Annotated in this window: 17 protein-coding genes; 12 read left to right on the forward strand and 5 right to left on the reverse strand. The window is 37.9% G+C overall.

Going from position 1 to position 23,334, the window contains the following annotated elements:
• The first annotated feature begins 465 nt into the window (after positions 1-465).
• The 4 genes from FJQ98_RS04755 (at position 466) to glpK (ending at position 5,423) form a co-directional block, all read left to right on the forward strand.
• Complete coding sequence (locus FJQ98_RS04755; protein WP_053594786.1) at positions 466-2,109, forward strand: glycerol-3-phosphate dehydrogenase/oxidase; 1,644 nt, start codon at positions 466-468, stop codon at positions 2,107-2,109.
• A gap of 127 nt (positions 2,110-2,236) precedes the next feature.
• The gene (locus tag FJQ98_RS04760; RefSeq protein WP_053594785.1) at positions 2,237-2,800 is read left to right on the forward strand and encodes a glycerol-3-phosphate responsive antiterminator; all 564 of its coding nucleotides are present in this window, start codon (positions 2,237-2,239) and stop codon (positions 2,798-2,800) included.
• Between the two features lie 155 nt (positions 2,801-2,955).
• Positions 2,956-3,759: an MIP/aquaporin family protein gene (locus FJQ98_RS04765; protein WP_053594784.1), complete on the forward strand. Its 804-nt coding sequence runs from the start codon at positions 2,956-2,958 to the stop codon at positions 3,757-3,759.
• A gap of 167 nt (positions 3,760-3,926) precedes the next feature.
• Positions 3,927-5,423 (forward strand): glycerol kinase GlpK, encoded by a 1,497-nt coding sequence (gene glpK / locus FJQ98_RS04770; RefSeq protein ID WP_053594783.1) that lies wholly within the window; start codon positions 3,927-3,929, stop codon positions 5,421-5,423.
• Positions 5,424-6,359: 936 nt separating this feature from the next.
• On the opposite strand, the gene FJQ98_RS04775 is transcribed toward glpK, so the two are convergent.
• Positions 6,360-7,049, reverse strand: a complete 690-nt coding sequence (locus FJQ98_RS04775; protein WP_053594782.1) for a hypothetical protein — start codon at positions 7,047-7,049, stop codon at positions 6,360-6,362.
• Between the two features lie 262 nt (positions 7,050-7,311).
• On the opposite strand from FJQ98_RS04775, the gene FJQ98_RS04780 reads away from it, so the two are divergent.
• From FJQ98_RS04780 to FJQ98_RS04790, 3 genes are read left to right on the forward strand one after another with little or no spacing between them, the layout of a single operon-like run.
• Positions 7,312-9,393, forward strand: coding sequence for a catalase (locus FJQ98_RS04780; protein ID WP_053594781.1), 2,082 nt, complete (start codon positions 7,312-7,314; stop codon positions 9,391-9,393).
• A gap of 43 nt (positions 9,394-9,436) precedes the next feature.
• Positions 9,437-10,033, forward strand: a complete 597-nt coding sequence (locus tag FJQ98_RS04785) for a hypothetical protein (RefSeq protein WP_053594780.1) — start codon at positions 9,437-9,439, stop codon at positions 10,031-10,033.
• A gap of 59 nt (positions 10,034-10,092) precedes the next feature.
• The gene (locus tag FJQ98_RS04790; RefSeq protein ID WP_143114788.1) at positions 10,093-10,407 is read left to right on the forward strand and encodes a hypothetical protein; all 315 of its coding nucleotides are present in this window, start codon (positions 10,093-10,095) and stop codon (positions 10,405-10,407) included.
• A gap of 57 nt (positions 10,408-10,464) precedes the next feature.
• On the opposite strand, the gene FJQ98_RS04795 is transcribed toward FJQ98_RS04790, so the two are convergent.
• Complete coding sequence (locus FJQ98_RS04795; protein ID WP_053594779.1) at positions 10,465-11,013, reverse strand: hypothetical protein; 549 nt, start codon at positions 11,011-11,013, stop codon at positions 10,465-10,467.
• 121 nt (positions 11,014-11,134) lie between these two features.
• Between FJQ98_RS04795 and lpdA the strand changes: the two genes are divergently transcribed.
• The gene (gene lpdA, locus FJQ98_RS04800; RefSeq protein WP_053594809.1) at positions 11,135-12,469 is read left to right on the forward strand and encodes a dihydrolipoyl dehydrogenase; all 1,335 of its coding nucleotides are present in this window, start codon (positions 11,135-11,137) and stop codon (positions 12,467-12,469) included.
• Between the two features lie 348 nt (positions 12,470-12,817).
• Here the strand turns inward: lpdA and FJQ98_RS04805 are convergent, their stop codons facing one another.
• The 3 genes from FJQ98_RS04805 to FJQ98_RS04815 all read right to left on the reverse strand — a co-directional run bounded on the left by FJQ98_RS04805 (position 12,818) and on the right by FJQ98_RS04815 (position 14,430).
• On the reverse strand, positions 12,818-13,504 hold the full coding sequence (locus tag FJQ98_RS04805; protein WP_053594778.1) for a YjjG family noncanonical pyrimidine nucleotidase: 687 nt from the start codon (positions 13,502-13,504) through the stop codon (positions 12,818-12,820).
• A gap of 414 nt (positions 13,505-13,918) precedes the next feature.
• On the reverse strand, positions 13,919-14,242 hold the full coding sequence (locus FJQ98_RS04810; protein WP_053594777.1) for a hypothetical protein: 324 nt from the start codon (positions 14,240-14,242) through the stop codon (positions 13,919-13,921).
• 32 nt (positions 14,243-14,274) lie between these two features.
• Positions 14,275-14,430: a hypothetical protein gene (locus FJQ98_RS04815; protein ID WP_198926879.1), complete on the reverse strand. Its 156-nt coding sequence runs from the start codon at positions 14,428-14,430 to the stop codon at positions 14,275-14,277.
• Between the two features lie 210 nt (positions 14,431-14,640).
• Here FJQ98_RS04815 and FJQ98_RS04820 point away from each other — a divergent pair, with 210 nt between their 5' ends.
• The 4 genes from FJQ98_RS04820 to FJQ98_RS04835 all read left to right on the forward strand — a co-directional run bounded on the left by FJQ98_RS04820 (position 14,641) and on the right by FJQ98_RS04835 (position 23,324).
• On the forward strand, positions 14,641-16,029 hold the full coding sequence (locus FJQ98_RS04820; protein WP_053594776.1) for an aldehyde dehydrogenase: 1,389 nt from the start codon (positions 14,641-14,643) through the stop codon (positions 16,027-16,029).
• Positions 16,030-16,505: 476 nt separating this feature from the next.
• Positions 16,506-17,972: a UDP-N-acetylmuramoyl-L-alanyl-D-glutamate--2,6-diaminopimelate ligase gene (locus FJQ98_RS04825; protein WP_053594775.1), complete on the forward strand. Its 1,467-nt coding sequence runs from the start codon at positions 16,506-16,508 to the stop codon at positions 17,970-17,972.
• Between the two features lie 379 nt (positions 17,973-18,351).
• Positions 18,352-19,929 (forward strand): peptide chain release factor 3, encoded by a 1,578-nt coding sequence (locus tag FJQ98_RS04830; protein WP_201406637.1) that lies wholly within the window; start codon positions 18,352-18,354, stop codon positions 19,927-19,929.
• A gap of 341 nt (positions 19,930-20,270) precedes the next feature.
• Entirely contained in the window at positions 20,271-23,324 is a 3,054-nt protein-coding gene (locus FJQ98_RS04835) for an efflux RND transporter permease subunit (protein ID WP_053594773.1), read from the forward strand.
• Positions 23,325-23,334 lie beyond the last annotated feature (10 nt).

Here is a 23,334-nt window from a genome sequence, read left to right on the forward strand (position 1 = left end):
CCAATTAGCAGATTTTATATAACTTAATGGATAATCTGCCACTTTTACATCTCATCACAAAAGGTGGGAATAACAATTATTAAAAGTATGACATATATTAAGATGATCTTCGTTACGACTGGGCGACTCCTTTCAATGCGACGATGACAACTAAGATTTATTTATCCACTACTCAAAAATGTAGATAAATAAATTTCTTGTAATGGGGAATAAATAACATCAGAAGCCATGACAATTGAACAGTACATATGAACGTTCTAAACCTATAAATGATTGAAAAGTGCATGTTGTATTTGTATTATTTAGCCTATCTAACTTGCCTTTTCTTTCTAAACACATTACAATGGAGTTAAGTTAATATAAGGTTTGAGCGATTGAGAGACCATTAAAAACATATGTACATTTTGTACATGTGCTTTTAATGGTCTCTTCTTTTTCGTTCTTAAATTAAGGAGGAATTTCATTATGAGTACGGCTTCAGCAACACAACGTCAACAAACGATTGAAGAATTACAAAGTAAAGAATACGATTTATTGGTGATTGGTGGCGGTATTACAGGTTGTGGTATCGCACTTGATGCAATTGCTCGTGGACTATCTGTAGCGTTAGTTGAAATGCAAGACTTCGCTGCTGGGACTTCTAGTCGTTCGACAAAATTAGTGCACGGTGGACTTCGTTATTTAAAACAATTTGAAATAAAAGAGGTTGCAGAATTAGGGAAAGAGCGTGCGATCGTTTATGAAAATGGACCACATGTAACAACGCCGGTTTGGATGTTACTTCCATTCCACAAAGGAGGCACATTCGGTAAATTCTCAACGAATGTTGGCTTACGTGTCTATGATTTTTTAGCAGGGGTTAAACGTTCTGAGCGTCGATATATGTTAAATCCCGCAAAAACGATGGAAAAAGAACCTTTGGTCAAAGCTAAGGAATTACGTGGCGGTGGTGTATATGTAGAATATCGTACAGATGATGCACGTTTGACAGTCGAAGTTGCTAAAGCTGCTATTGAAAAAGGTGCTACACTCATTAACTATACAAAGGCAGAAAACTTTTTATACAATGAAGAAAAGAAAATTAATGGTATCGTAGTACAAGATTTGATTGCCCATAACGCATTTAATATTCGTGCAAAAAAAGTTGTGAATGCTGCTGGTCCATGGGTAGATGAAGTTCGTACTATTGAAGGGAAACAAAATGGTAAGCACTTAATTTTATCAAAAGGTGTGCACATCGTTTTTGATGAATCAAAATTTCCACTACGTCAAGCTGTCTATTTTGATACACCTGATGGTCGTATGGTGTTTGCGATTCCTCGAAATGGGAAAACGTATGTTGGAACAACAGATACATTTTACGAAGGCGATGCCCGTGAAATGAATATCCATCAAGAAGATCGTGATTATATTATGAAGGCAATTCATTATATGTTCCCAAAAGTTAAAGTCACTGATGCAGATATCGAATCTAGCTGGGCAGGTGTACGCCCATTAATTCATGAGGAAGGTAAAAATCCATCTGAAATTTCTCGTAAGGACGAAGTATGGGAATCACCTTCGGGTCTTGTGACAATCGCTGGCGGTAAATTAACAGGTTATCGTAAAATGGCTGAAACAGTTTTAAATAAGATTGCCCAAGATTTAGAGAAACGCTTTGGGATTTCATCAAAACCATGTCATACAAAGAATATTCAAATATCTGGTGGAGATGTTGGAGGCTCCCAAAACTTAGATGCCTTCGTGTCAAAACGAACAAAAATGGGTGTCGATATCGGATTATCAGAAGAGGAAGCAAAACATTTAGCACATCATTACGGTTCTAATGTGGACACAGTTTTTGAATATGCCAAAGAAAAGCATCCTGTTTTACCACAAGGGCTATATGCTCAGCTACTGTATGGTATTCATCATGAAATGGTTGTTCATCCAAACGACTTTATGATTCGTCGTACAGCATATATGTTCTTTAATATCGACCTTGTAAAACAATATAAAGATGCGATATTAGATGAAATGGCAAAACAATTACAATGGTCTCCTGAACAACGTACACAATATGAAAAAGATTTAAATTTAGAAATAACAAGAGCTACTACTGCATTATAATAAAAATGAAGGTCGTCTTCATGGCGACCTGACTTTTTAACTTCTTTCAGCGGGTGCCCAAACACCCTGAAATATAGGGAATCAGTCTAAGAACACCACGTCCTGTGGCATATAAAGGGGGAATCAAATGAATTTCAATAATCAACAAATTATTCCCGCTGCACGAACAGTGAAGCAATTTGATGAAATATTAAATAGTCGATTCGAATACATTGTTCTATTAGAAGTGCATATTAGTTTGCTCATGTCGATAAAACGAGAGGCGGATCGGAACGGTAAAAAATTAATTATTCATGCAGATTTAATTCATGGCTTAAAAACGGATAACTTTGCAGCTGATTTTTTATGTAATGATATCCGTCCGGCAGGAATAATTTCCACTCGCTCTAATATGTTAATAAAAGCAAAAGCTCGTGGGATTATTGCTATTCAGCGTGTCTTTTTAATTGATACGATCGCGCTTGAAAAAAGCTTTTCAATGATTGAATCAGCAAAGCCAGATTATATTGAATTATTACCAGGTATCATTCCTTCTATGATTTCAGAAGTGCACCAGCGTACAAAAATTCCTGTTATTACAGGTGGACTAGTCCGCACGGCTGAAAGTATAGAGGAGGCTTTATCAGCTGGAGCAGTAGCGATTACAACTTCAAATAAGAACTTGTGGGAAAATTTCCAAAAATATTGTTGACTATGTATACTATTTTCTCTACACTGTACATAAGTTAAAAAGCGCGTGGTTAGGAAAAGGAACCCACATTTATTCATCTGCATTATAACGTGCAGCTTGTTTAAGTGTGGGTTTCTTTTTTTACTAAGTGCACTATTACAAAGGGGGGTTCTTGTATGTCAACATTTACAGCTGAACTTGTCGGCACGATGATTCTTATTTTATTCGGTGGTGGCGTTGTTGCAGGTGTATCACTGCACAAATCGAAAGGTTTTGGTGGTGGATGGGTAGTGATTACATTCGCTTGGGGTCTAGGCGTGGCTATGGCTGCATATGCTGTTGGTGGTATTAGTGGGGCTCATTTAAACCCTGCATTAACGATCGCACTTGCTACAATTGGTAATTTCCCATGGGAAGACGTGCCTACTTACATTGCTGCACAATTGATTGGTGCATTTTTAGGTGCGGTACTCGTTTATTTTATGTATTTACCACATTGGAAGGGTACGAAAGATCCGGAAGCAAAACTGGCTGTATTTTCTACAATGCCTGCTATTAAACATCCATTATCAAATTTAATTTCAGAAATGATTGGTACATTTATACTTGTTTTAGGTATTCTAGCATTAGGTACAAATACAATTACTGATGGCCTGAATCCATTTTTAGTTGGTATGTTAATTGTAGTCATCGGGATGGCATTAGGAGGTCCTACTGGTTATGCAATTAACCCTGCTCGTGATTTAGGTCCAAGAATTGCTCACTTTTTCTTACCAATTCCAGGTAAACGTGACTCAGGATGGTCATATGCATGGGTTCCGGTAGTTGGTCCAATTATCGGTGGTACATTTGGTGCCCTATTTTTCCAACAAGTTTTTGAGGGGGAAAATAGTATCGCATTTTGGATACTAGCTATTATCGTAGTTATTATTTTTATCAGTGCTCAAATGACAGTGAAAAATGTTAAAAGTGAAGCGTAAATCAATTATGCCTCGGCATAATTGCGTCCGGAATCGGCTTTGTGCTAGCACAAAGAACTCCTTTCCGATTCTGTGACATCCGCAAAGAACATTTGTAGCTGACGCTTTGCTTTCGCTACAGAAAATAAATGCTGAAAGAAATAAAAAATTATTTGGAGGTATGTACGATGTCAGAAAAAAAATATATTTTAGCTTTAGACCAAGGTACAACAAGCTCACGTGCTATCTTGTTTAATGAAAAAGGGAGCATTCTCCATGTTGCACAACAAGAATTCCAACAATATTTCCCACAATCTGGATGGGTTGAACATCACGCAGAAGAAATTTGGTCTTCCATTCTTTCTTGTATCGCTACGGTGCTTTCTGAAAAAAATATTGATTCAAATCAAATTGCTGGGATCGGTATTACAAACCAACGTGAAACAACAGTTGTTTGGGACAAAAATACAGGAAAACCAATTTATAATGCGATTGTCTGGCAATCACGCCAAACGAACGCTATTTGTGAGGAATTGAAAGAAAACGGTTACAATGACTTGTTCCGTGATAAAACAGGTTTATTAATCGATGCTTACTTCTCAGGAACAAAAGTAAAATGGATTTTAGACAATGTTGAAGGTGCTCGTGAAAAAGCAGATGCAGGCGATTTATTATTCGGTACAATTGATACGTGGTTAATATGGAAGTTAACAGGTGGTAAAGTACATGTTACGGATTATTCAAATGCTTCTCGTACATTAATGTACAACATTTATGATTTAAAATGGGATGAGGAAATATTAGACATTTTAGGCGTTCCTGCTTCTATGCTTCCTGAGGTTCGTCCTTCTTCAGAAGTATATGGATATACGGAGGAAGCGCTGTTCTTCGGCTCAGCTGTTCCGATTGCAGGGGCTGCGGGTGATCAACAAGCTGCACTATTCGGTCAGGCTTGCTTTGAGGAAGGTATGGTTAAAAACACTTACGGTACGGGCTGCTTTATGTTGATGAATACTGGTGAAAAGGCAGTGAAATCAGAAAATGGCTTATTAACTACGCTTGCTTGGGGCTTAAATGGCAAGGTAACTTATGCTTTAGAAGGAAGCATTTTCGTAGCTGGCTCTGCTATTCAATGGTTACGCGATGGCTTACGAATGTTCCGCTCAGCTGCTGAATCTGAGCAATATGCTGCACGTGTAGGTTCGACTGATGGAGTTTATGTAGTTCCTGCATTCGTTGGCTTAGGAACACCTTATTGGGATTCAGATGTACGAGGCGCTGTCTTCGGTTTAACTCGTGGTACATCTAAAGAACATTTTGTGCGTGCAACACTAGAATCGTTAGCTTATCAAACAAAAGACGTACTTGGTGCAATGGAAGCGGATGCAAATATTCCACTAGCGAAATTACGTGTGGATGGTGGTGCTGTTGCAAACAATTTCTTAATGCAATTCCAATCAGATTTATTAAATGTTCCTGTTGATCGTCCGGTCATTAGCGAAACAACAGCTTTAGGTGCAGCGTATTTAGCAGGCTTAGCAGTTGGCTTCTGGAAATCAACAGATGAAATTAGTGAGTATTGGAATTTAGATCGTCAATTCACACCTAATATGGATGTCTCGCATCGTGAAGAAGCTTATGCAGGCTGGAAAAAAGCCGTGGCAGCTGCTCAAGCGTTTAAATAATAAAGATAGTTGAATAGAGATGAAAAAACCTTGATAGGCTGATTTGAAGCGGATCCAAGTTGTTAGACAAAAATCTAACTGGGGTTACTTCATTGGCCAATCAAGGTTTTGTTTTAGGTAAACGATTAGAATATGTAGAATAAATTCTGTAATTACCGGATTTTGCATTCGCTTTTTTAGAGAAGCAGCATCCTAGGTTTCCCTATTCTGTAATCGTGTTTGGAATTGAATTTAGCAACGCAATGGTTTTAGTTACCCTTCTTTTAGCACACCTAAATATTTGGGTATAATTAGGATTGTTTTGTCCATCAACCTGTCCAGTTAAGAATATATAAAGGATAACTTTTTAATCATTGAGTTGCATATGCAGCTCTTTTTTTCTATATTGAACTTACAGAGCAGGGTAGTTCAACAAAAGGATATGTTATGGTTAAAGATATGAAATAACAAGTAAGAGGTAGGTCTACAGTGATCTGTCACATCGGTATGAACAATTGGAGGGCACACCTCTATGGGAAGCTATTAATAAAGGATTAAATGACCTTGTAGAGATTAACGATATTGAAGAAACGACAAGCAGAGAATACATAGTCGGCTACCTTTGCAAATTGATAAACGAATTAGTATAGGTTGAATAACAACAATCTTTTAGAAAATAGCTAAAAAAAGCATTCGGTTAACATATTTGTGCCGAATGCTTCTTCTTATTTAAAAATCTTGTAAATAAAATCTAAAGTGGAAGAATGTTTTTTGATTTCATATTCTGTAAATCCAACCGAGTCATTTGAACCTTTTTTAGAAAAATATACTCTATTGAAGCTTTTGGCTTAATCGTCTTTTCGAATAAAGTAAAAATAGAGTTTAAATCTTTTTCTAGATTAATATTATCGGAATCAAAAGTGATCGTTCGTTTTCAATTAACTCTTTTTCAGATTCTTATTTTTTATTTTCATAAAAACCAGTGATGCCTGGGTTTGCTTTTTTCATTTCCAGCAAAAATTCTTCTTTTGTATTTACATCCTTCAACTTTTTTATATCTAATACAAGGGATCCTCTGTCATTTAGTTCTCTCGTATCTGAGACAATAATAAGGTCAAATGACGCACCACTTTGTTTTATTAATTTATGAACTTCGTATAAGCGGTCAAAATCTTTTTCTTCAAAACTCTTAATATCCAAATGAGAAGTAGAATATAAAAAACCCCAAATATCATCTTTCACTTCGCTAAAAAACACTCTAGGTTCATCATTAAATGATTCGTTGAATCCAAGTTTTTTGATTTCTGGAATAACTTCATCTAATTTGTGTAGTTCCGTATCCGCTGCTAATGCGGTTGAATAATTGTCTCTAATTAAATGTTTATTTCTGTAATTCAATTTAGGCTCATCTTCCGCTGAATACGAATTTACTACAACAGTAAATTCTAATTCTTGATGGTCAACAGGAGAAACAACGTATGAATCTTTACCTAATTCTAACGAATTTTTATCCGAACTTTTTATTACGATGTCAAATCCGTGTGTATCTTTCACATAATCCTTAATTAATTGATCGTTAGAAAGAGAATTACATGCACCTAAAATCATTACTAAAAATAAAGAAAACATCATAAATACTTTTTTCAATTTTTTTGTCCCCGATTAAATTGCAAAATTAAAAAGTAATAGTAATTATAGCAGAGGAATATCTTTTTAAAAATATTTGCTAACAATAATAAGAAAGTAAAATGAGGGTTCTATGATGTAGCGACTTTTTGTGCTAAAGGGACAGAATAGTTATTTTGTCGTAAATCAAGAAATAATTGTGAAAGTTCTTCTATAGCAACGCCTTGAAGCATGTTTATTCCATAAAAACATATAGTATATATTGAGAATTATGAGTATTGGAATGAAAGGGGATTGCGTGGATAACTCTAAGTCGAATCAGCGCGAAAATTTAGACGAGAATGCAAAGGATCAGCAGCTAGAGCAGTTTCGTGTCGATAATGATGGGAAAAAGATGACGACGAATCAGGGGTTAAAAGTTTCGAATGATGAGGATTCGCTGAAGGCTGGGATTCGTGGACCAACCATTATGGAGGATTTTCATTTTCGAGAAAAAATAACACATTTTGACCATGAACGTATTCCAGAACGTGTTGTACATGCAAGGGGCTTTGCGGCACATGGGGAATTTGAGCTGTATGAGTCAATGACAGATTATACAAGGGCAAGCTTTTTACAGGACCCAAAAAAGAAAACACCTGTTTTTGTAAGATTCTCGACTGTGGTTGGAAGTTTAGGGTCAATGGATACTGCACGTGATGTTCGTGGTTTTGCGACGAAGTTTTACACGGATGAAGGCAATTATGATTTAGTTGGTAATAATATACCTGTTTTTTTTATTCAGGATGCCATTAAGTTTCCTGATTTAATTCACGCGGTAAAGCCTGAGCCTCACAATGAAATGCCACAAGCAGCCTCAGCGCACGATACATTTTGGGATTTTGTGGCGAACAATCAGGAAATTGCGCATATGATTATGTGGCATATGTCTGATCGAGCAATACCTAGAAGTTTTCGAATGATGGAAGGCTTCGGTGTTCATGCTTTCCGTTTCGTCAATGATAAAGGAAAGTCGAGATTTGTGAAATTTCATTGGAAGCCTGTGTTAGGTGTTCATTCACTCGTTTGGGATGAAGCGCAAATCATTGCTGGAAAGGATCCGGATTTTCAACGACGTGATTTATGGGAATCAATTGAGATTGGCGATTATCCAGAATATGAGCTTGGTGTACAAATGCTTGAACCAGAGGACGAATTTAAATTTGATTTTGATATTTTGGATGCAACAAAGCTTTGGCCTGAAGAGATAGTGCCAGTTAAAAAGATTGGAAAAATGACCTTGAACCGTAATGTGGATAATGTTTTCGCTGAAACAGAGCAAGTCGCCTTCCACCCTGGAAATGTTGTACCAGGCATAGATTTTACAAATGATCCACTTTTGCAAGGGAGGCTATTTTCTTATTTAGATACACAGCTAATACGTCTAGGGGGACCAAACTTTTCTGAAATCCCGATTAACCGACCCGTTTGTCCATTTCATAACAATCAGCGCAATGGCTTTAGTCGGCAAACAATTAATGTAGGAAGAGTGAGCTATCATAAAAATTCCTTGGCCAATAATACACCATCAACATCTACTGCAAGGGAAGGTGGCTTTGTCCATTATGAAGAAAAGGTTGAAGGACGTATCACACGAGCACGGAGTAAATCGTTTGATAATCATTTTTCACAGGCAAGGCTGTTTTGGAATAGTATGTCACCTCCTGAAAAACAGCACATCATTGATGCCTTTAGCTTTGAGGTAGGGAAGGTAAAAAGTAAGTCCGTTCGCCAACAGGTGGTCGATATGTTTGTCCGTGTTGATAAAGCAATGGCAACGACTGTGGCCGATAATATTGGTGTTAATCGTCCAAAAGGAGAGCAAATAAATGTCACGCTATCCTCACCTGCCCTCAGCCAGGCTAATACAATAAAAGTACCTCAGACACTTAAGGTAGGCGTGTTAATAGGTGATGGATTTGACGCAAATGAAGTTGGAGAAGTGCTGAAATTTTTAACAAGACAGGGTGTTCGATACAGTATTATTTCCGACAGATTAGGGATTGTTACTAGCAGTGATGGCATACAGTTAACGGCAAGTGACACATTTATTACTACTGATGCGGTACTATTTGACTCGTTATATGTTGTAGGCGTAAAAGCAAAGAATCAGGCAAAATTTAATTCGCATATTGTTAATTACATCAATGAATCATATAGACATTATAAACCGATTGGCATAGCTACATCTGGAACGATATTTTTCAATATGTCTAATGCCAATGTAGGGCCAGGAATTGTGTTGGCAACTGGCGATAAAAATTTTGCTAAAAAATTTGTAAATGCCATTGCCCAACAACGCTTTTGGCAACGAAATATTTATTAACCTTACATTGTTTCCGCGCAAAAGGAGAATATCTTAGGGTAGAGTGAATCCCCGCGCGAAGCAAAACGAAAACCCACGGGAGCAGAGCGAATATCCGCGCGGAGCAAGGAAATACCCGCGGAAGCAAAGCGAAAACCTGCGGCAGAGAGAATACCCGCGGAAGCAGAATGAATACCCGCGGAAGCAAAGCAAATACCCGCGGAAGCAGGGTGAATACCCGCGGAAGCAAAGAGAATACCCGCGGAAGCAGGGTGAATACCCGCGGAAGCAGAGCAAATACCCGCGAAAGCAGAATGAATACCCGCGGAAGCAAAGAGAATACCCGGAAGCAGAGCAAATACCCGCGCGGAGCAAGAAAATACCCGGGCAGAGAGAATACCCGCGGAAGCAAGGCAAATACCCGCGGAAACAGAGCAAATACCCGCGGAAGCAAAGTGAATACCCGCGGAAGCAAAGCGAATACCCGCGGAAGCAAAGCAAATACCGCGAAAGCAAAGCGAATACCCGCGGCAGAGAGAATACCCGCGGAAGCAAAGTGAATACCCGCGGAAGCAGAGAGAATACCCGCGGAAGCAAAGCAAATACCGCGAAAGCAAAGCGAATACCCGCGGCAGAGAGAATACCCGCGGAAGCAGAGTAAATACCCGCGGAAGCAAAGCAAATACCCGCGGAAGCAGAGCAAATACCCGTGAAAGCAGAATGAATACCCGCGGAAGCAAAGAGAATACCCGCGGAAGCAGAGCAAATACCCGCGGCAGAGAGAATACCCGCGAAAGCAGAATGAATACCCGCGAAAGCAAAGCGAATACCCGCGGAAGCAGGGCAAATACCCGCGGAAGCAGGGTGAATACCCGCGGAAGCAGAGCAAATACCCGCGGAAGCAAAGCGAATACCCGCGGAAGCAGAGCAAATACCCGCGGCAGAGAGAATACCCGCGGAAGCAAAGCAAATAAAGAAGCGATACCCCCTTTTACTTCATCCACCATGATAAAAATGCTCGTTTCAAGTATCTAATTCAAAAATAAAAGTCTCTCATTGTTCTATAACGAATAGTGAGAGACTTTTCATTGCTTATTGCACCTTAAATTCTATTGTTGCTGATGGTTTGTATTCTGTTTTTTGTTCATTAGGGTCTTCTGTGTAAAAATCGGTACTCCCATTTACGATATAATGACCTTTTGGAAAATGACCATTCATTGTTTGTTTCATAAATTCAACGAGTTTAGGTTCTGAAAATTCGTCGTACAAGCCTCCACTCGTATAGACTTCTTCATAGGGCACATTTCGTTCTAGAGTACGTGTAATCAGAGGAGTATCCATTCCACTAGGTATTTCAAAATTTCGTGTTGTTTCCTGCAAATTAAATAAAAATGGGGAGCCTCCATGGTAAATAGTTACGTTTTGCGCCTGCCCTACATACGTAAGTTTTGCAGTTATGCTTATTGATTCCCCTTCTGTAAAGGTGGGTTTTGAAATAGAAAGTTCATAAAGAAAATCTCCTTGTTGTGTAGTCGCAGTTTGTGAATATTTCTTACTTGGTGTGGGCTTCACAGCTTGCTTTTCCTGACAGCCAACAACTAGTAGTAGCATAGATATTAACAATAAAAATGTCTTAGGCATACAATCCTCCTTTTACGGCAGTAGACGTTGGAGTAGACAAAATGTTTCTGAATTTCCTGCAAATTATATGCCATTGCATTCAAATTTTGTAAATGCTATGGTGGTAAATGAGGTGAATTTCGTGGAAAAATTTGATATTGCAATTATTGGTGCAGGTCCTGGGGGATATGTTGCAGCCATTCATGCAGCCAAAAGTGGTAAGAAGGTCGCTTTAGTAGAGCGTGATAAAGTTGGAGGGGCCTGCTATAATGTCGGCTGTATTCCTTCGAAAATTTTATTGGAGCATAGTAAGCTCATGCAAGAAATAAAACGTGGTAATGACTGGGGTATTGAAACTCCTACAGTAAATGTGGATTTTCCGCGATTGATGAAACGTAAAGATGCTATTATTAACGAGCTTTTAACGAATATTGAGGGATATATTTTGAGCAATCAAATTACCTTCTATCGAGGAGAAGCGGTGGTAGCTAAGGATTTAACAGTAACTGTAGGAAATGAGACCTTTACTGCAACGGATATTATTTTGGCAACCGGAAGTAAACCATTCGTACCACCGTTTAAAGGTTTAGAGACGTCTTCATATTATACAACGGATACATTTTTTGGTATGGAGGAACTTCCTAAGCAGTTAACAATAATCGGTGGTGGCGTTATTGCAGTGGAGATGGCATTTAGCTTAGCACCACTTGGAACGAAGGTGACGATGCTCAATCATAGTGAGGATATTTTACAGACTGAAGAGCCGGATGCACGACCGATTATTCGAGAAAAGATGAAAAAACTTGGTATTGAGCTTGTGACAGATTTCCAATTTGAGCATTTTAATGGCAATGAAATTCATACATCTAAAGGAATTTATACATATGAAAATCTTTTATTTGCAACAGGTCGGCGCCCAAATACAGAAATAGCTCAGCAATTTGGTCTAGCATTCGATGGTCGATTGATTGCTGTCAATGAGCATCTTGAAACGAGTCAACCACACATTTATGCCATAGGCGACTTAGTTGGTGGTTACCAGCTAGCACATTCAGCGAGCGCAGAAGGAATTCATGTTGTGGATTATATTTTAGGAAATAAGCCAGCACTGATTGATCAAACATCGATTCCTCGCTGCGTTTATACACATCCTGAAATTGCGACATTTGGTTTACTGGAAGAGCAGGTTAAAGAACCTTATACGGTGACTCAAATGCCTTTACATACAAACCCTAAGGCATTAATGGAAGGAAATACAGAGGGCTTTATTAAGCTCGTTGCGACAAAGGAAGGTCGTATTTTAGGAGCATGTGTTGTTGCTGATGGGGCAACAGAAATGTTAAATGCCATTTTAGCTACTAAAAATGCTGGTGGCACTGCCCAGACTCTCGCAAATATGATTTTCCCACATCCTACAGTATCAGAGCATATTGGGGATGCTGCAAAAGCTATTTTTGATAAAGCCATTCACGATTAATGGTCTCAAAAACTACATTCTTCAGCGGAAGGCTATCCTTCTCGTCGATGGAATGTAGTTTTTTACTATTTCGAGATGAATGGAATTTAAAAAGTTTCTTTATTGAATAGGCGCCTTCCAATTATTATTGCAGACAAAAACACACATATTTTTTATATGGTAAATTTTTTCACGAAAATTACAATAAGTCCTAAATTCATTCATATGAAAAAAACTCACGTACATAACGCGAGTTTTCACTATTCTACAATAACAGCTGTACCTTAACTAATACATTTCCCTCTATTTCTTTGGCTTATTGCATAAGACACTTTTCCATCTTTAAAGAGCTAGTGAATAAGATAGTAATTATCGTAAAATTTGATACAGCTCATTAAGACTTTGTATTTCATAAGTCGGTACAATTCCAGTATGATTCGGTTTCTTTGCAGAATTAAACCAACATGTATCTAATCCTGCTAACTGTCCTCCTTTAATATCCGCACTTAAGGAATCACCGATAATTAAACCTTTCTCCACAGAAAAATTAGGAATTCGTGCAAAAACATAATCGAAGTATGCCTTCATTGGCTTTTGATAGCCCGTGTCTTCTGAAACAAAAATATCCTTAAAGAATGAATGTAACCCCGAATTACGCAGGCGTTTATCTTGTGTTTTGGAAACACCGTTTGTAACAATATATAAATCATATTCGCTTTGGAGATCTTGTATTAGTTCAAAGGCTCCACGAATAAGCTGATCCCCTTCTTCTAAATAACTACGATAATTCTGTTCAAACAAAGATCCATCAACTTTTTGGCCGTACTCCTCAAATAAAATTGAAAATCGAGTATTCACTACCTCATCTCGGTCTATTTTTCCTTCTTCAAAGGATTTCCACAGGCCTTGATTTATTGTTTTATAATGTGCTGTAATTTCATCAGTTAAAGGGATTTTTTGTTCCTCAAAGAGTAAATGTAACGCCGTTCTCTCAGCTGCTTTAAAATCTAATAATGTATCGTCTACATCAAATAGTAATGTTTGATATTTCTTCATGTTGCTTCTCTCCCTTTCCTTTATAAAAATATGCTTTTTCTTTTGTTCTCAAATAAACGTATCACTTCTTCTTGTAAAAAGAATAGGAGATATCTCATACAAAATGAGAGGTGAAAAACGAAAAAAATGAGATGAAATTTACAATTATGTACAGCACTTCTACTTTTAAACGTTCGTTTCATTTGATATTTTTCCATATACAGAAGTTCATTCTTTTCAAAAAAAGAATTAATTTGTAACGAAAGAGAAGAATTACTATATATTTATTACCTCATTTTCGGAAAAGCAAAATTATATCTGAGTCATCAAAATGGATACTTGATGGTCGTGCAGAGAAGCCTTTTTTAATTTTTTGTAGGGGAGGTTTCCATCGTGAAAAGAGTATTAGAGTCTGTTTAAAACCATGCTAGTTGATTAACCTGTTTCTTTAAGTTTTTCTGATTTATACCTATTCAGGAGTGATAAGTGATCAAGAAGTAGTAAACGTACAACGGCAGCGAAGAACAGTTTCTCGCACTTTATTATTTTCGATTTTATATGAGTATGTAGCCATTTGAGAAGGACATAAGTGATTAGCGTTTCATAGAACCATGCAAGAGATAAGTGTTCCGCTTCAAAAGAAGCACACCACCAATCTGTGACGCTTTCCCCTAGTCTCCACGCCAACAACTTATATGAATTTGCATACGTTTTAGCAAAGGTCATCCACAATTTTTGGTGAAGTACAAAATAGCGCATTATAGGAAGTAACCTCCTATAACGCGCTATTATTAATTAACTTCAGGTTCTTCTTTTTTCTCAATCGGTGTTGTAGAGAGATATAAGAAAGCCTCATCTTGCAATAGCAATAATTTTTCTTCACAAACACCGTGCGCTAATGGTCCAGAAAAAATAGACTCCCACCAAGTTCCTGTTGTTGTTGTCATTCATCTACGCCCCCGTTTCAAATTTTCAATATGTAGTTGTAAATTTCCCGAAATCACAAAACCGTCTACAGTTCTAACTTATTCTTTACACATCTCCCCATTTAAGAAAGAGGAATTTTGGTTGTCAATGTTGTATCGTATAGACAAAGATAGTTTGTTTCGAAATGAAAAAACTATGTATGCCATTTTTAAAAAAAGGGTGCTTTTATTATGAATTTTACGACACAAGATGTAGAAAATATGATTACAGAGCAACGTCAATTTTATTTTTCTCGAGCGACGAAGAGTACAAAATTTCGAAAAGAGCAATTAATAAAACTGAAGAAATCAATTTTAAAATATGAAAAAGAAATTTTGAATGCTCTACATTTAGATTTACGAAAGAGTGAGTTTGAGGCATATGCAACAGAAATGGGTATTGTTTTAGATAGTATTTCTCATATGGTAAAGCATGTTGAAGAATGGATGAAGCCAGAAGCTGTAAAAACGCCAATTCAATACCAGATGGGGAAAAGCTTTATTGTTCGAGAGCCATATGGAGTGACATTAATCATTGGTCCATTTAATTATCCATTCCAGCTTGTAATGGAGCCATTAATCGGTGCAATTGTAGGTGGTAATACAGCTATTGTAAAACCATCAGAAACGTCTGTGCATACAGCAGTGATTGTAAAAAAAATAATTGAAGAAACGTTTAATCCTTCCTATGTGCGAGTTGTCGAGGGGGAAAAGGAAGAAGTGACGGCACTTATTCATGCATCCTTTGACTATATATTTTTTACAGGGAGTGTGGCAGTCGGAAAAGTTGTTGCAAAGGCAGCAGCGGAACGATTAACACCAATTGCCCTCGAACTTGGCGGGAAAAGTCCCGCAATTGTTGATCAAACAGCTAATTTAGAAGTAGCAGCGAAAAGAATTGCTTGGGGTAAATTTACAAATACTGGACAAACTTGTGTGGCACCAGATTATGTCCTTGTCCAGAAAAATGTCTATGACCGATTTATGAAAATATTGAAAGAAACTATTCGTTCCTTCTATGGTAAAAATGCAATAAAAAGCCCTGACTACGGCCGTATCGTCAATCTAAGACAATTTGATCGTTTACAGCAAATTATTGCAGCAGAACGTGATGCCATTACATTTGGTGGTAGAACAGATCGTGACGATTTATATATTGAGCCTACGATTATTGAGTATGTGAAATGGTCAAGTCCTTCGATGCAGGATGAACTATTTGGTCCGATTTTACCTGTGATGATGTATGATGATTTACCGCTTGCCATTCACCAAATTCGTCAGTTACCAAAGCCATTAGCGGCGTATTTTTTCTCAGAGCATGAAAAAGCTACTCAGTACTTTTTAGAGGAATTACCATTTGGTGGCGGATGTATTAATGATACGATTACCCATGTTGGAAATTTACATTTACCATTTGGCGGTGTTGGACCATCAGGGGCAAAAGCATACCACGGGAAGGCAAGTTTTGAAAACTTTACCCACCCAAAATCTATATTAAAAAAATCCTCGAAGTTAGAGACAAATGTTCTCTTTCCTCCGTATAAACAAAAAGTTAAGCTTGTACGAACTATTATGAAATAGTAAACAGAGGTGTCGGATCACTAAAGATCTTAGACACCTCACTCTTTTTAAACAAGCTCTCCAAGTTGTCGATAAATGCCGATTTTTGATAAGTCAGGTGAATTTTGGGTTTTCGACATAAAAGTTGGAGATGACATTTGTTAAAACGGATGCCATGTATATAAGTTGATTGAGGAACAGCGTCACAGATGAGAAATGAGACCCAAGAGCGCAAGCGAAGTGGCTCATCGGACGCTAACAGTTGGAACGAAAATCGACCCCATGTTATGGTGATGAGTCAAATTTCATTGAAATATTAAAGATATATTAAAATGATAGCGTTTTCATCGAAAAAACGTCTTAAGAGGCATTTTCTTTATGTGCGAATAAGTAGTAAAATAAATTCAATAGAATGTGGGGGTATTCATATTATCATTTTTTGTCGAAAAAACAACAAATGATGAAATGAGTGTAGAGATCGATTGGAGGACTATGAAATGTATGCAGAGGAATTGTTAAGTGCATTACCTTTGAAAAAAATAATTGGAGTACTACCTGACCAAGTAAGTGATATTGTAGTTGATTCGCGAAGTGTGCAACCGAATAGTATGTTTGTTTGTATAAAAGGTTACACAGTAGATGGTCATGACTATGCACAGAAAGCTGTTGATGCTGGCGCGACAATTGTTGTGGCTGAACGTGAATTACCATTAGGTGAATCTATTGCACAGGTCGTTGTGAAAGATACGGATCGAGCAGTTGGCTTGCTAGCTGCAAAATTTTTTGATTATCCATCAAAGGATATGGCAATGATTGGCGTAACAGGAACAAATGGAAAAACATCAGTAACAGGTATTATTCAAAATATAATGCATGGTATGGGCGAGAAATCTGCACTATCAGGAACAATCGGCTTTAATTTAAATGGTATTTTATATGAATCTGCAAATACTACGAGCGATGCATTATCGACGCAACAAATGATTTTCCGTGCAAAAATGGAAGGCTGCCGATTAATGACTATGGAGGTATCTTCACACGGTTTAGCACTTGGACGCCTGGCTGGTGTAGAATATGATGTGGCTATTTTTACAAATCTTACACATGATCATCTTGATTTCCATGGTACGATGGAGGAATATGGCCATGCGAAGGGCTTATTATTCTCTCAACTTGGACAAGATTTAGAAAAGAATAAATTTGTCGTGTTAAATGCTGATGATGCTTGGTCAGAGCGCTATGCAGCGATGACACCATTTCCAGTATGGACATATGGTTTAAATAATGAAGCAGCTGATTTCCGTGCTATTAACTGTGAGTATCATGATTACATGACTTCTTTTGACGTCGAAATGCAAGAGGGAATATATCATGTGACAATGAATTTACTTGGGGAATTCAATATTTACAATGTACTGGCTGCTATGGTCGCTTTTTATGGCCGCGGTTATTCAATGGAAACAATCATTGAGCAAATTGAGCAACTACCACCAGTAAAGGGACGCATGGAAAAGGTTTGCTCAGATTTACCGGTGCAAATTTTTGTTGATTATGCACATACACCTGACGCAATTGAAAAGGCAATTTCTTCAGCTCAACCATATAAAAAAGGCAAGCTTATTTTCCTAGTTGGCACAGGTGGCAATCGCGATAAATCGAAACGTCCAGCAATGGCTGAAAAGGCTTCAGCTGCTGATTACGTTATTTTAACGACAGATGATCCACGCTATGAAGATTACGGTAGTATAACAGGTGATCTTGCCAAAGGGATGCTACATGAAAATTATGCATGTATAGGAGATCGTGCCGAGGCAGTACGTCATGCGATTGAAGTTGCTGAACCAGGGGATATAATTATTTTTGCTGGTAAAGGGCATGAAGATTATCAAATTATTGAGAATACAAAATATCCTCATAGTGATGCAGAAATTGCAATAGAAGCTGGCCATTTAAAATTTGTATAGTCTATAATCTCCAATTAGGATGTTAGAGCGTACTTGATAGTGTAAACGCCATGCAATGATGTGATAAGTTCACGATATTTAGAGAACCTTTTAGTTAGTACTAAGGGGTTTTCTTTTTGGGTTCCAATTGGAGGTAAATGCCCTGACACTCCTGCCTAAAAAATGGGCTAGCCAAGACCCCGTTCTCAAACCGAGGAGGCCTGACAGTCAGTCGGTGGAAAGGGAGAAGAGACCGGAATGTTTTGGATAAGCTACACATTGTGCTTCACCCAAAATATTCAATCTAGAACCTCTTTTTTGGGGAATTCATGTAAAAAGGTTGTAAGAAAGGTGAGTCTTCTTTTATTATTAGTAAGTATGAAAAAAGGAGAATGACGAGATGAGTTCAAATTTAGAAAAAGATATATTATCGCGTCGAACTTTTGCCATTATCAGTCACCCTGATGCTGGGAAAACGACGATTACAGAAAAGCTTTTACTATTTGGTGGTGCGATTCGTGATGCCGGTACGGTAAAAGGGAAAAAAACAGGTAAGTTTGCAACATCTGACTGGATGGAGATTGAAAAGCAACGTGGGATTTCGGTAACTTCTTCAGTTATGCAATTTGATTATAATGGCTCACGTGTCAATATTTTAGATACACCAGGTCACCAAGATTTCTCGGAGGATACGTATCGTACATTAATGGCAGTGGATAGTGCTGTCATGGTTGTAGATGCTGCAAAAGGTATTGAAGCACAAACTTTAAAACTGTTCAAAGTTTGTAAAATGCGTGGTATTCCGATTTTTACGTTTATCAATAAACTAGACCGTCAAGGGAAGGAGCCACTTGAACTGATTGAAGAGCTTGAGGAGGTACTTGGCATTAATGCTTACCCAATGAACTGGCCAATCGGTATGGGTAAAGAGTTTCTAGGTATTTACGATCGATATAATAAGCGTATTGAGCAATTCCGTTCTGATGAAAAAGAGCGCTTCTTGCCAATTGATGATAATGGAGAACTGGCAATCGAGCATCCGATGAAGGTGACTTCTTATTATTCACAAGCAATGGACGACATAATGTTGCTCAACGAAGCGGGTAATGAGTATTCTGAAGAAAAAATTCGTCGTGGTGCATTAACACCTGTTTTCTTTGGTTCTGCTTTAACAAACTTTGGTGTGCAAACATTCCTTGAAACATATTTACAATTTGCACCGACACCACAGCCTCGAATTACTGAGGATGAACAATTTATTGATCCAGTTGAGCATGAGGCGTTTTCAGGCTTCATTTTCAAAATTCAGGCAAACATGAATCCTGCACACCGTGACCGTATTGCCTTTGTGCGTATCGTATCGGGTAAATTTGAGCGTGGCATGAACATGACTTTATCTCGTACAGGTAAATCATTCAAAGTGACACAATCAACACAATTCTTAGCTGATGATCGTGAAACAGTAGATGAAGCTGTTGCAGGCGATATTATCGGTTTATACGACACAGGCACTTATCAAATTGGTGACACAGTCGTAGGTGGTAAAAAGACATTCCAATTTGAAAAATTGCCACAGTTCACACCGGAGCTATTTGTCCGTGTAACTGCGAAAAATGTCATGAAATCTAAGCAATTCCATAAAGGGATTTTACAATTAGTACAAGAAGGCGCCATTCAATATTATAAAACGTTGCATACAGAAGAAGTTATTCTGGGAGCAGTTGGTCAATTACAATTTGAGGTTTTTGAGCATCGTATGAAAAACGAATATAATGTTGAAGTGAAGATGGAGCCAATTGGTTCGAAAATTGCAAGATGGATTGAAAATGAAGAAGAGGTTAAAGAATCGATGTCTTCAGGTCGTTCAATGCTTGTAAAAGACCGTTTTGATAATTTTGTTTTCCTATTTGAAAATGAATTTGCCATGCGTTGGTTTGCTGATAAAAAGAAAAACATTGAACTGTATAGTCTCTTATAATAAAAAACACGAATCGACATGTTGCGATTCGTGTTTTTTTACAAGGAAATTTGGAGCTATATGTAGAATATATACAGTATTAGGAAATATAAGCCTGATGAACAGCTTCTAAGGAGCTCATCTCCTAAAAGGATGAAAATAACATTTGTTAAAACGTATGCCATAAATATGTTGATTGGAGTGGAGACTAGGCGACTCCTTGGGGATCATCGGACGCCCCCCAGGAAAGCGCCCAGCCGGAACGGAAATCATCCACACGTTATGGTGATGCCCAAATTTATAAAATATTCTCCTTTTCGGCTATCATAGAAAGGAAGAGATAGAAAAGGAGTCTGTACAAAATGAATATTAGTAATTTTTCTATTAAAAGGCCTGTTTTTACAATCGTTACGATGCTATTAGTCATTATTTTAGGTGGCGTATCTTTATTAAAAATACCTATTACGCTCATACCAGAGTTACGTCCACCAATAGGCGTTGTTGTTACTTCTTATCCTGGTGCAAGTCCAACAGAGATTAATGAGAAAATAACGAAGCCTTTAGAAACAACGCTTGCCACCTTACCAGGGATTAAAAAACTACAGTCTACCTCCCAAGAAGGATCCAATTTAATTATTCTCGAGTTTAATTGGGCAACCAATATTGAAGATGTTCAGCTCGATATTTTACAACGTATCGATATGACCCCTTTACCGAATGATGCTGAGAAGCCTAGCTTTTTAAAATTTGATCCATCACAATTTCCTATCATACAGCTTTCGCTACGTGCGGAGAATGATAATGTAGATGTGCGATTATTGGCGGAAGCCTTGGAAAAAGAGCTTCGTCGAACAGCAGGTGTCGCAAGTGTAAATGTTTCCGGTAAGCTGGTAGAAGAAGTTCAACTAACTTTAGATGAATCGAAGTTAATTGAAAAAGGATTAACCCAAGCAGATGTTATTCAAATTATTCAATCGAACAATGTATCTCTTCCAGGTGAACCAGTGTTAACAGCCGATGGGAAGATGTTAACTACTCGTATTCTTAGCACATTAAATTCGCCAGAAAGCATTGCTGATTTAATCATTTCGGTAAATCCAATAGATGGTAAAGCATTAACAGTTGGAGAAGTAGCGACTGTTGAGCGCGCGGAGCAAAAATCTATAACTACAACACGAGCAAATGAGCATCCTGCAGTTTTAATGTCTGTATTACAGGAATCAGGCGCTAATACGGCAGAGGTCTCAAAAGCTTTTAAAGAAGCTTTAAATGATTTATTAACGAAGAAGGAATATCAAGGAATCGTTGCGGATGTGCTAGTGGATCAAGGAAACTATGTAGATTTAGCGATTAACAATATCGGATCTTCTTTACTTTTAGGTGGATTATTTGCAATGTTCGTACTTTTTGTCTTTCTACGAAGTGTGAAAAGCCCTATTATTATTGGAATTGCAATTCCTTATTCGGTTATTGTTACATTTGTTTTAATGTTTTTTGCAAATTTCTCGCTCAATATTATGACATTGGGAGCGTTAGCACTTGGCATCGGTATGCTTGTTGATAATGCTATCGTTGTTATTGAAAATATTGAACGACATTTAGGACTCGGCAAGGACCCGATAGTAGCGGCTAAGGAAGGGACAAAGGAAGTGGCGCTTGCAATTTCTGCTTCCACTCTCACAACAATTGCGGTATTCATTCCTGTGATGTTTATTGAAGGATTAATAGGACAAATTTTCACAGAATTTGCATTAACTATTTCTTTTAGCTTAATTGCTTCTTTAGTCGTTGCGCTAACAGTTGTCCCAATGCTTGCAAGTCGTCTGTTAAAAATGAAATCTACAAATATTTATGAAAAACGTAACGAATCATCTTTTTACAAGAGCTACAAATCATCAATTATTTGGGTACTGCGTCACCGCATGCTTGTATTGATCTCAACAGTTGTCTGTTTTGGACTTGCGTTATTTGGGCTTATGAAAATTGGCACAGAGTTTTTACCGCCAACCGATGAAGGATTTGCATCCATTAGTGTGAATCTTGAAAAAGGGGTAGCAGTATCAGAAACAGAAAAAGTTGTTGCGAAAATTGAAGAACGCTTAAAACAGGAGAAAGATGTTGACGTATATGTTAGCTTAATCGGTGGTACACAGCAGTCACAAGCACGAGGACAAACAAGTGCAAACCAAGCAGAGCTATATGTAAAACTTGTCCCTTTAGCAGATAGGAACCGTTCGATTTTCGAATTTGTGGAAGAGGTTGAGCGAGATTTGCATGCCGAACTTGGTGAGCAAGTTGAAATCACCTTCAATGTCTCAACGTCAACAGGTTCTTCACCAAATACATTAACGTTTAGGTTAACAGACTCTGATGAACAAAGACTTCATAGCTCTGTTGATAAAGTGCAGCAGGAGCTATCAAAAGTAAATGCCGTCACAAAGGTATCTACGGATTTAGATATCACTGTAAAAGAAATACAAGTCGAAGTAGACCGAGAAAAGGCAAAAGACTACGGATTTGTACCTGCACAAATTGCTCAAACGGTCAATCAAATGACAAAGGGACAGCTAACTACTCAAATAATTGCAGAGGATGGTGCCGTATTGCCTGTCTATACAGGCTTTGGACAAGTATTTAATGATAGTATCGAGTCATTAAAATCGATGCAACTTCGTTCACCTGCTGGTTTATTTGTAAAATTAGAGGACATTGCCACTGTTTCTATAAAGGAAGGACCAGTATCGATTAGACGTTCTGATCAGGCGGCTGCTGTTGCATTTTTTGTCGAGTATGAAACGAAGGAATCATTAGGAGGGGTGTCAGCTAAAGTGGACCGAGCATTGAAAAAAGCTGATTTACCATCCGAAACTCAAGTTGTCTTTAGTGGAGATCGAGAGCTTTATGATAGTGCGATCAATGATATGCTTTTAGCGGTTGCACTAGCAATAGTGCTTGTGTATATCGTGATGGCTGCACAGTTTGAATCATTCAAATATCCATTCGTCATCATGTTCACAGTACCATTAATGATTATTGGCGTTGCCATTGCGATGTTTGCTACGAACACGCTAGTTAGTGTGACATCTGTTATAGGAATATTAGTACTCGTTGGGATTGTCGTAAATAACGGAATTGTACTTGTAGATTACATTAATCAGCAAAAAGCCAAAGGAATGTTGACGTATGATGCGATTTTACTTGCTACACAGGATCGACTTCGACCAATTTTAATGACTGCACTAACAACAATTTTAGGATTGTTGCCACTTGCTCTTGGCATTGGCGAGGGAACAGAGATGAATCAACCGATGGGAATTGCAGTAATCGGAGGACTTGTGACATCAACTTTGCTGACATTATATATTGTACCGATTGTTTATAGCTTAATGGATAAAGAAACTAGGAAGATGCGCTAAGTTTAGGGGG

This window comes from Lysinibacillus agricola (genome assembly GCF_016638705.1).
Lineage (GTDB): Bacteria > Bacillota > Bacilli > Bacillales_A > Planococcaceae > Lysinibacillus > Lysinibacillus agricola.

Coding starts and splice junctions, on each gene's coding strand:
- FJQ98_RS04815 (WP_198926879.1), bottom strand. CDS start 14,430: ATGACAACAACAACAGGAACTTGGTGGGAGTCTATTTTTTCTGGACCA.
- FJQ98_RS04755 (WP_053594786.1), top strand. CDS start 466: ATGAGTACGGCTTCAGCAACACAACGTCAACAAACGATTGAAGAATTA.
- FJQ98_RS04795 (WP_053594779.1), bottom strand. CDS start 11,013: ATGCCTAAGACATTTTTATTGTTAATATCTATGCTACTACTAGTTGTT.
- FJQ98_RS04825 (WP_053594775.1), top strand. CDS start 16,506: ATGTATGCAGAGGAATTGTTAAGTGCATTACCTTTGAAAAAAATAATT.
- FJQ98_RS04830 (WP_201406637.1), top strand. CDS start 18,352: ATGAGTTCAAATTTAGAAAAAGATATATTATCGCGTCGAACTTTTGCC.
- glpK (WP_053594783.1), top strand. CDS start 3,927: ATGTCAGAAAAAAAATATATTTTAGCTTTAGACCAAGGTACAACAAGC.
- FJQ98_RS04835 (WP_053594773.1), top strand. CDS start 20,271: ATGAATATTAGTAATTTTTCTATTAAAAGGCCTGTTTTTACAATCGTT.
- FJQ98_RS04805 (WP_053594778.1), bottom strand. CDS start 13,504: ATGAAGAAATATCAAACATTACTATTTGATGTAGACGATACATTATTA.
- FJQ98_RS04765 (WP_053594784.1), top strand. CDS start 2,956: ATGTCAACATTTACAGCTGAACTTGTCGGCACGATGATTCTTATTTTA.
- FJQ98_RS04820 (WP_053594776.1), top strand. CDS start 14,641: ATGAATTTTACGACACAAGATGTAGAAAATATGATTACAGAGCAACGT.
- FJQ98_RS04760 (WP_053594785.1), top strand. CDS start 2,237: ATGAATTTCAATAATCAACAAATTATTCCCGCTGCACGAACAGTGAAG.
- FJQ98_RS04790 (WP_143114788.1), top strand. CDS start 10,093: ATGAATACCCGCGGAAGCAAAGAGAATACCCGCGGAAGCAGAGCAAAT.
- FJQ98_RS04810 (WP_053594777.1), bottom strand. CDS start 14,242: ATGCGCTATTTTGTACTTCACCAAAAATTGTGGATGACCTTTGCTAAA.
- FJQ98_RS04780 (WP_053594781.1), top strand. CDS start 7,312: ATGAAAGGGGATTGCGTGGATAACTCTAAGTCGAATCAGCGCGAAAAT.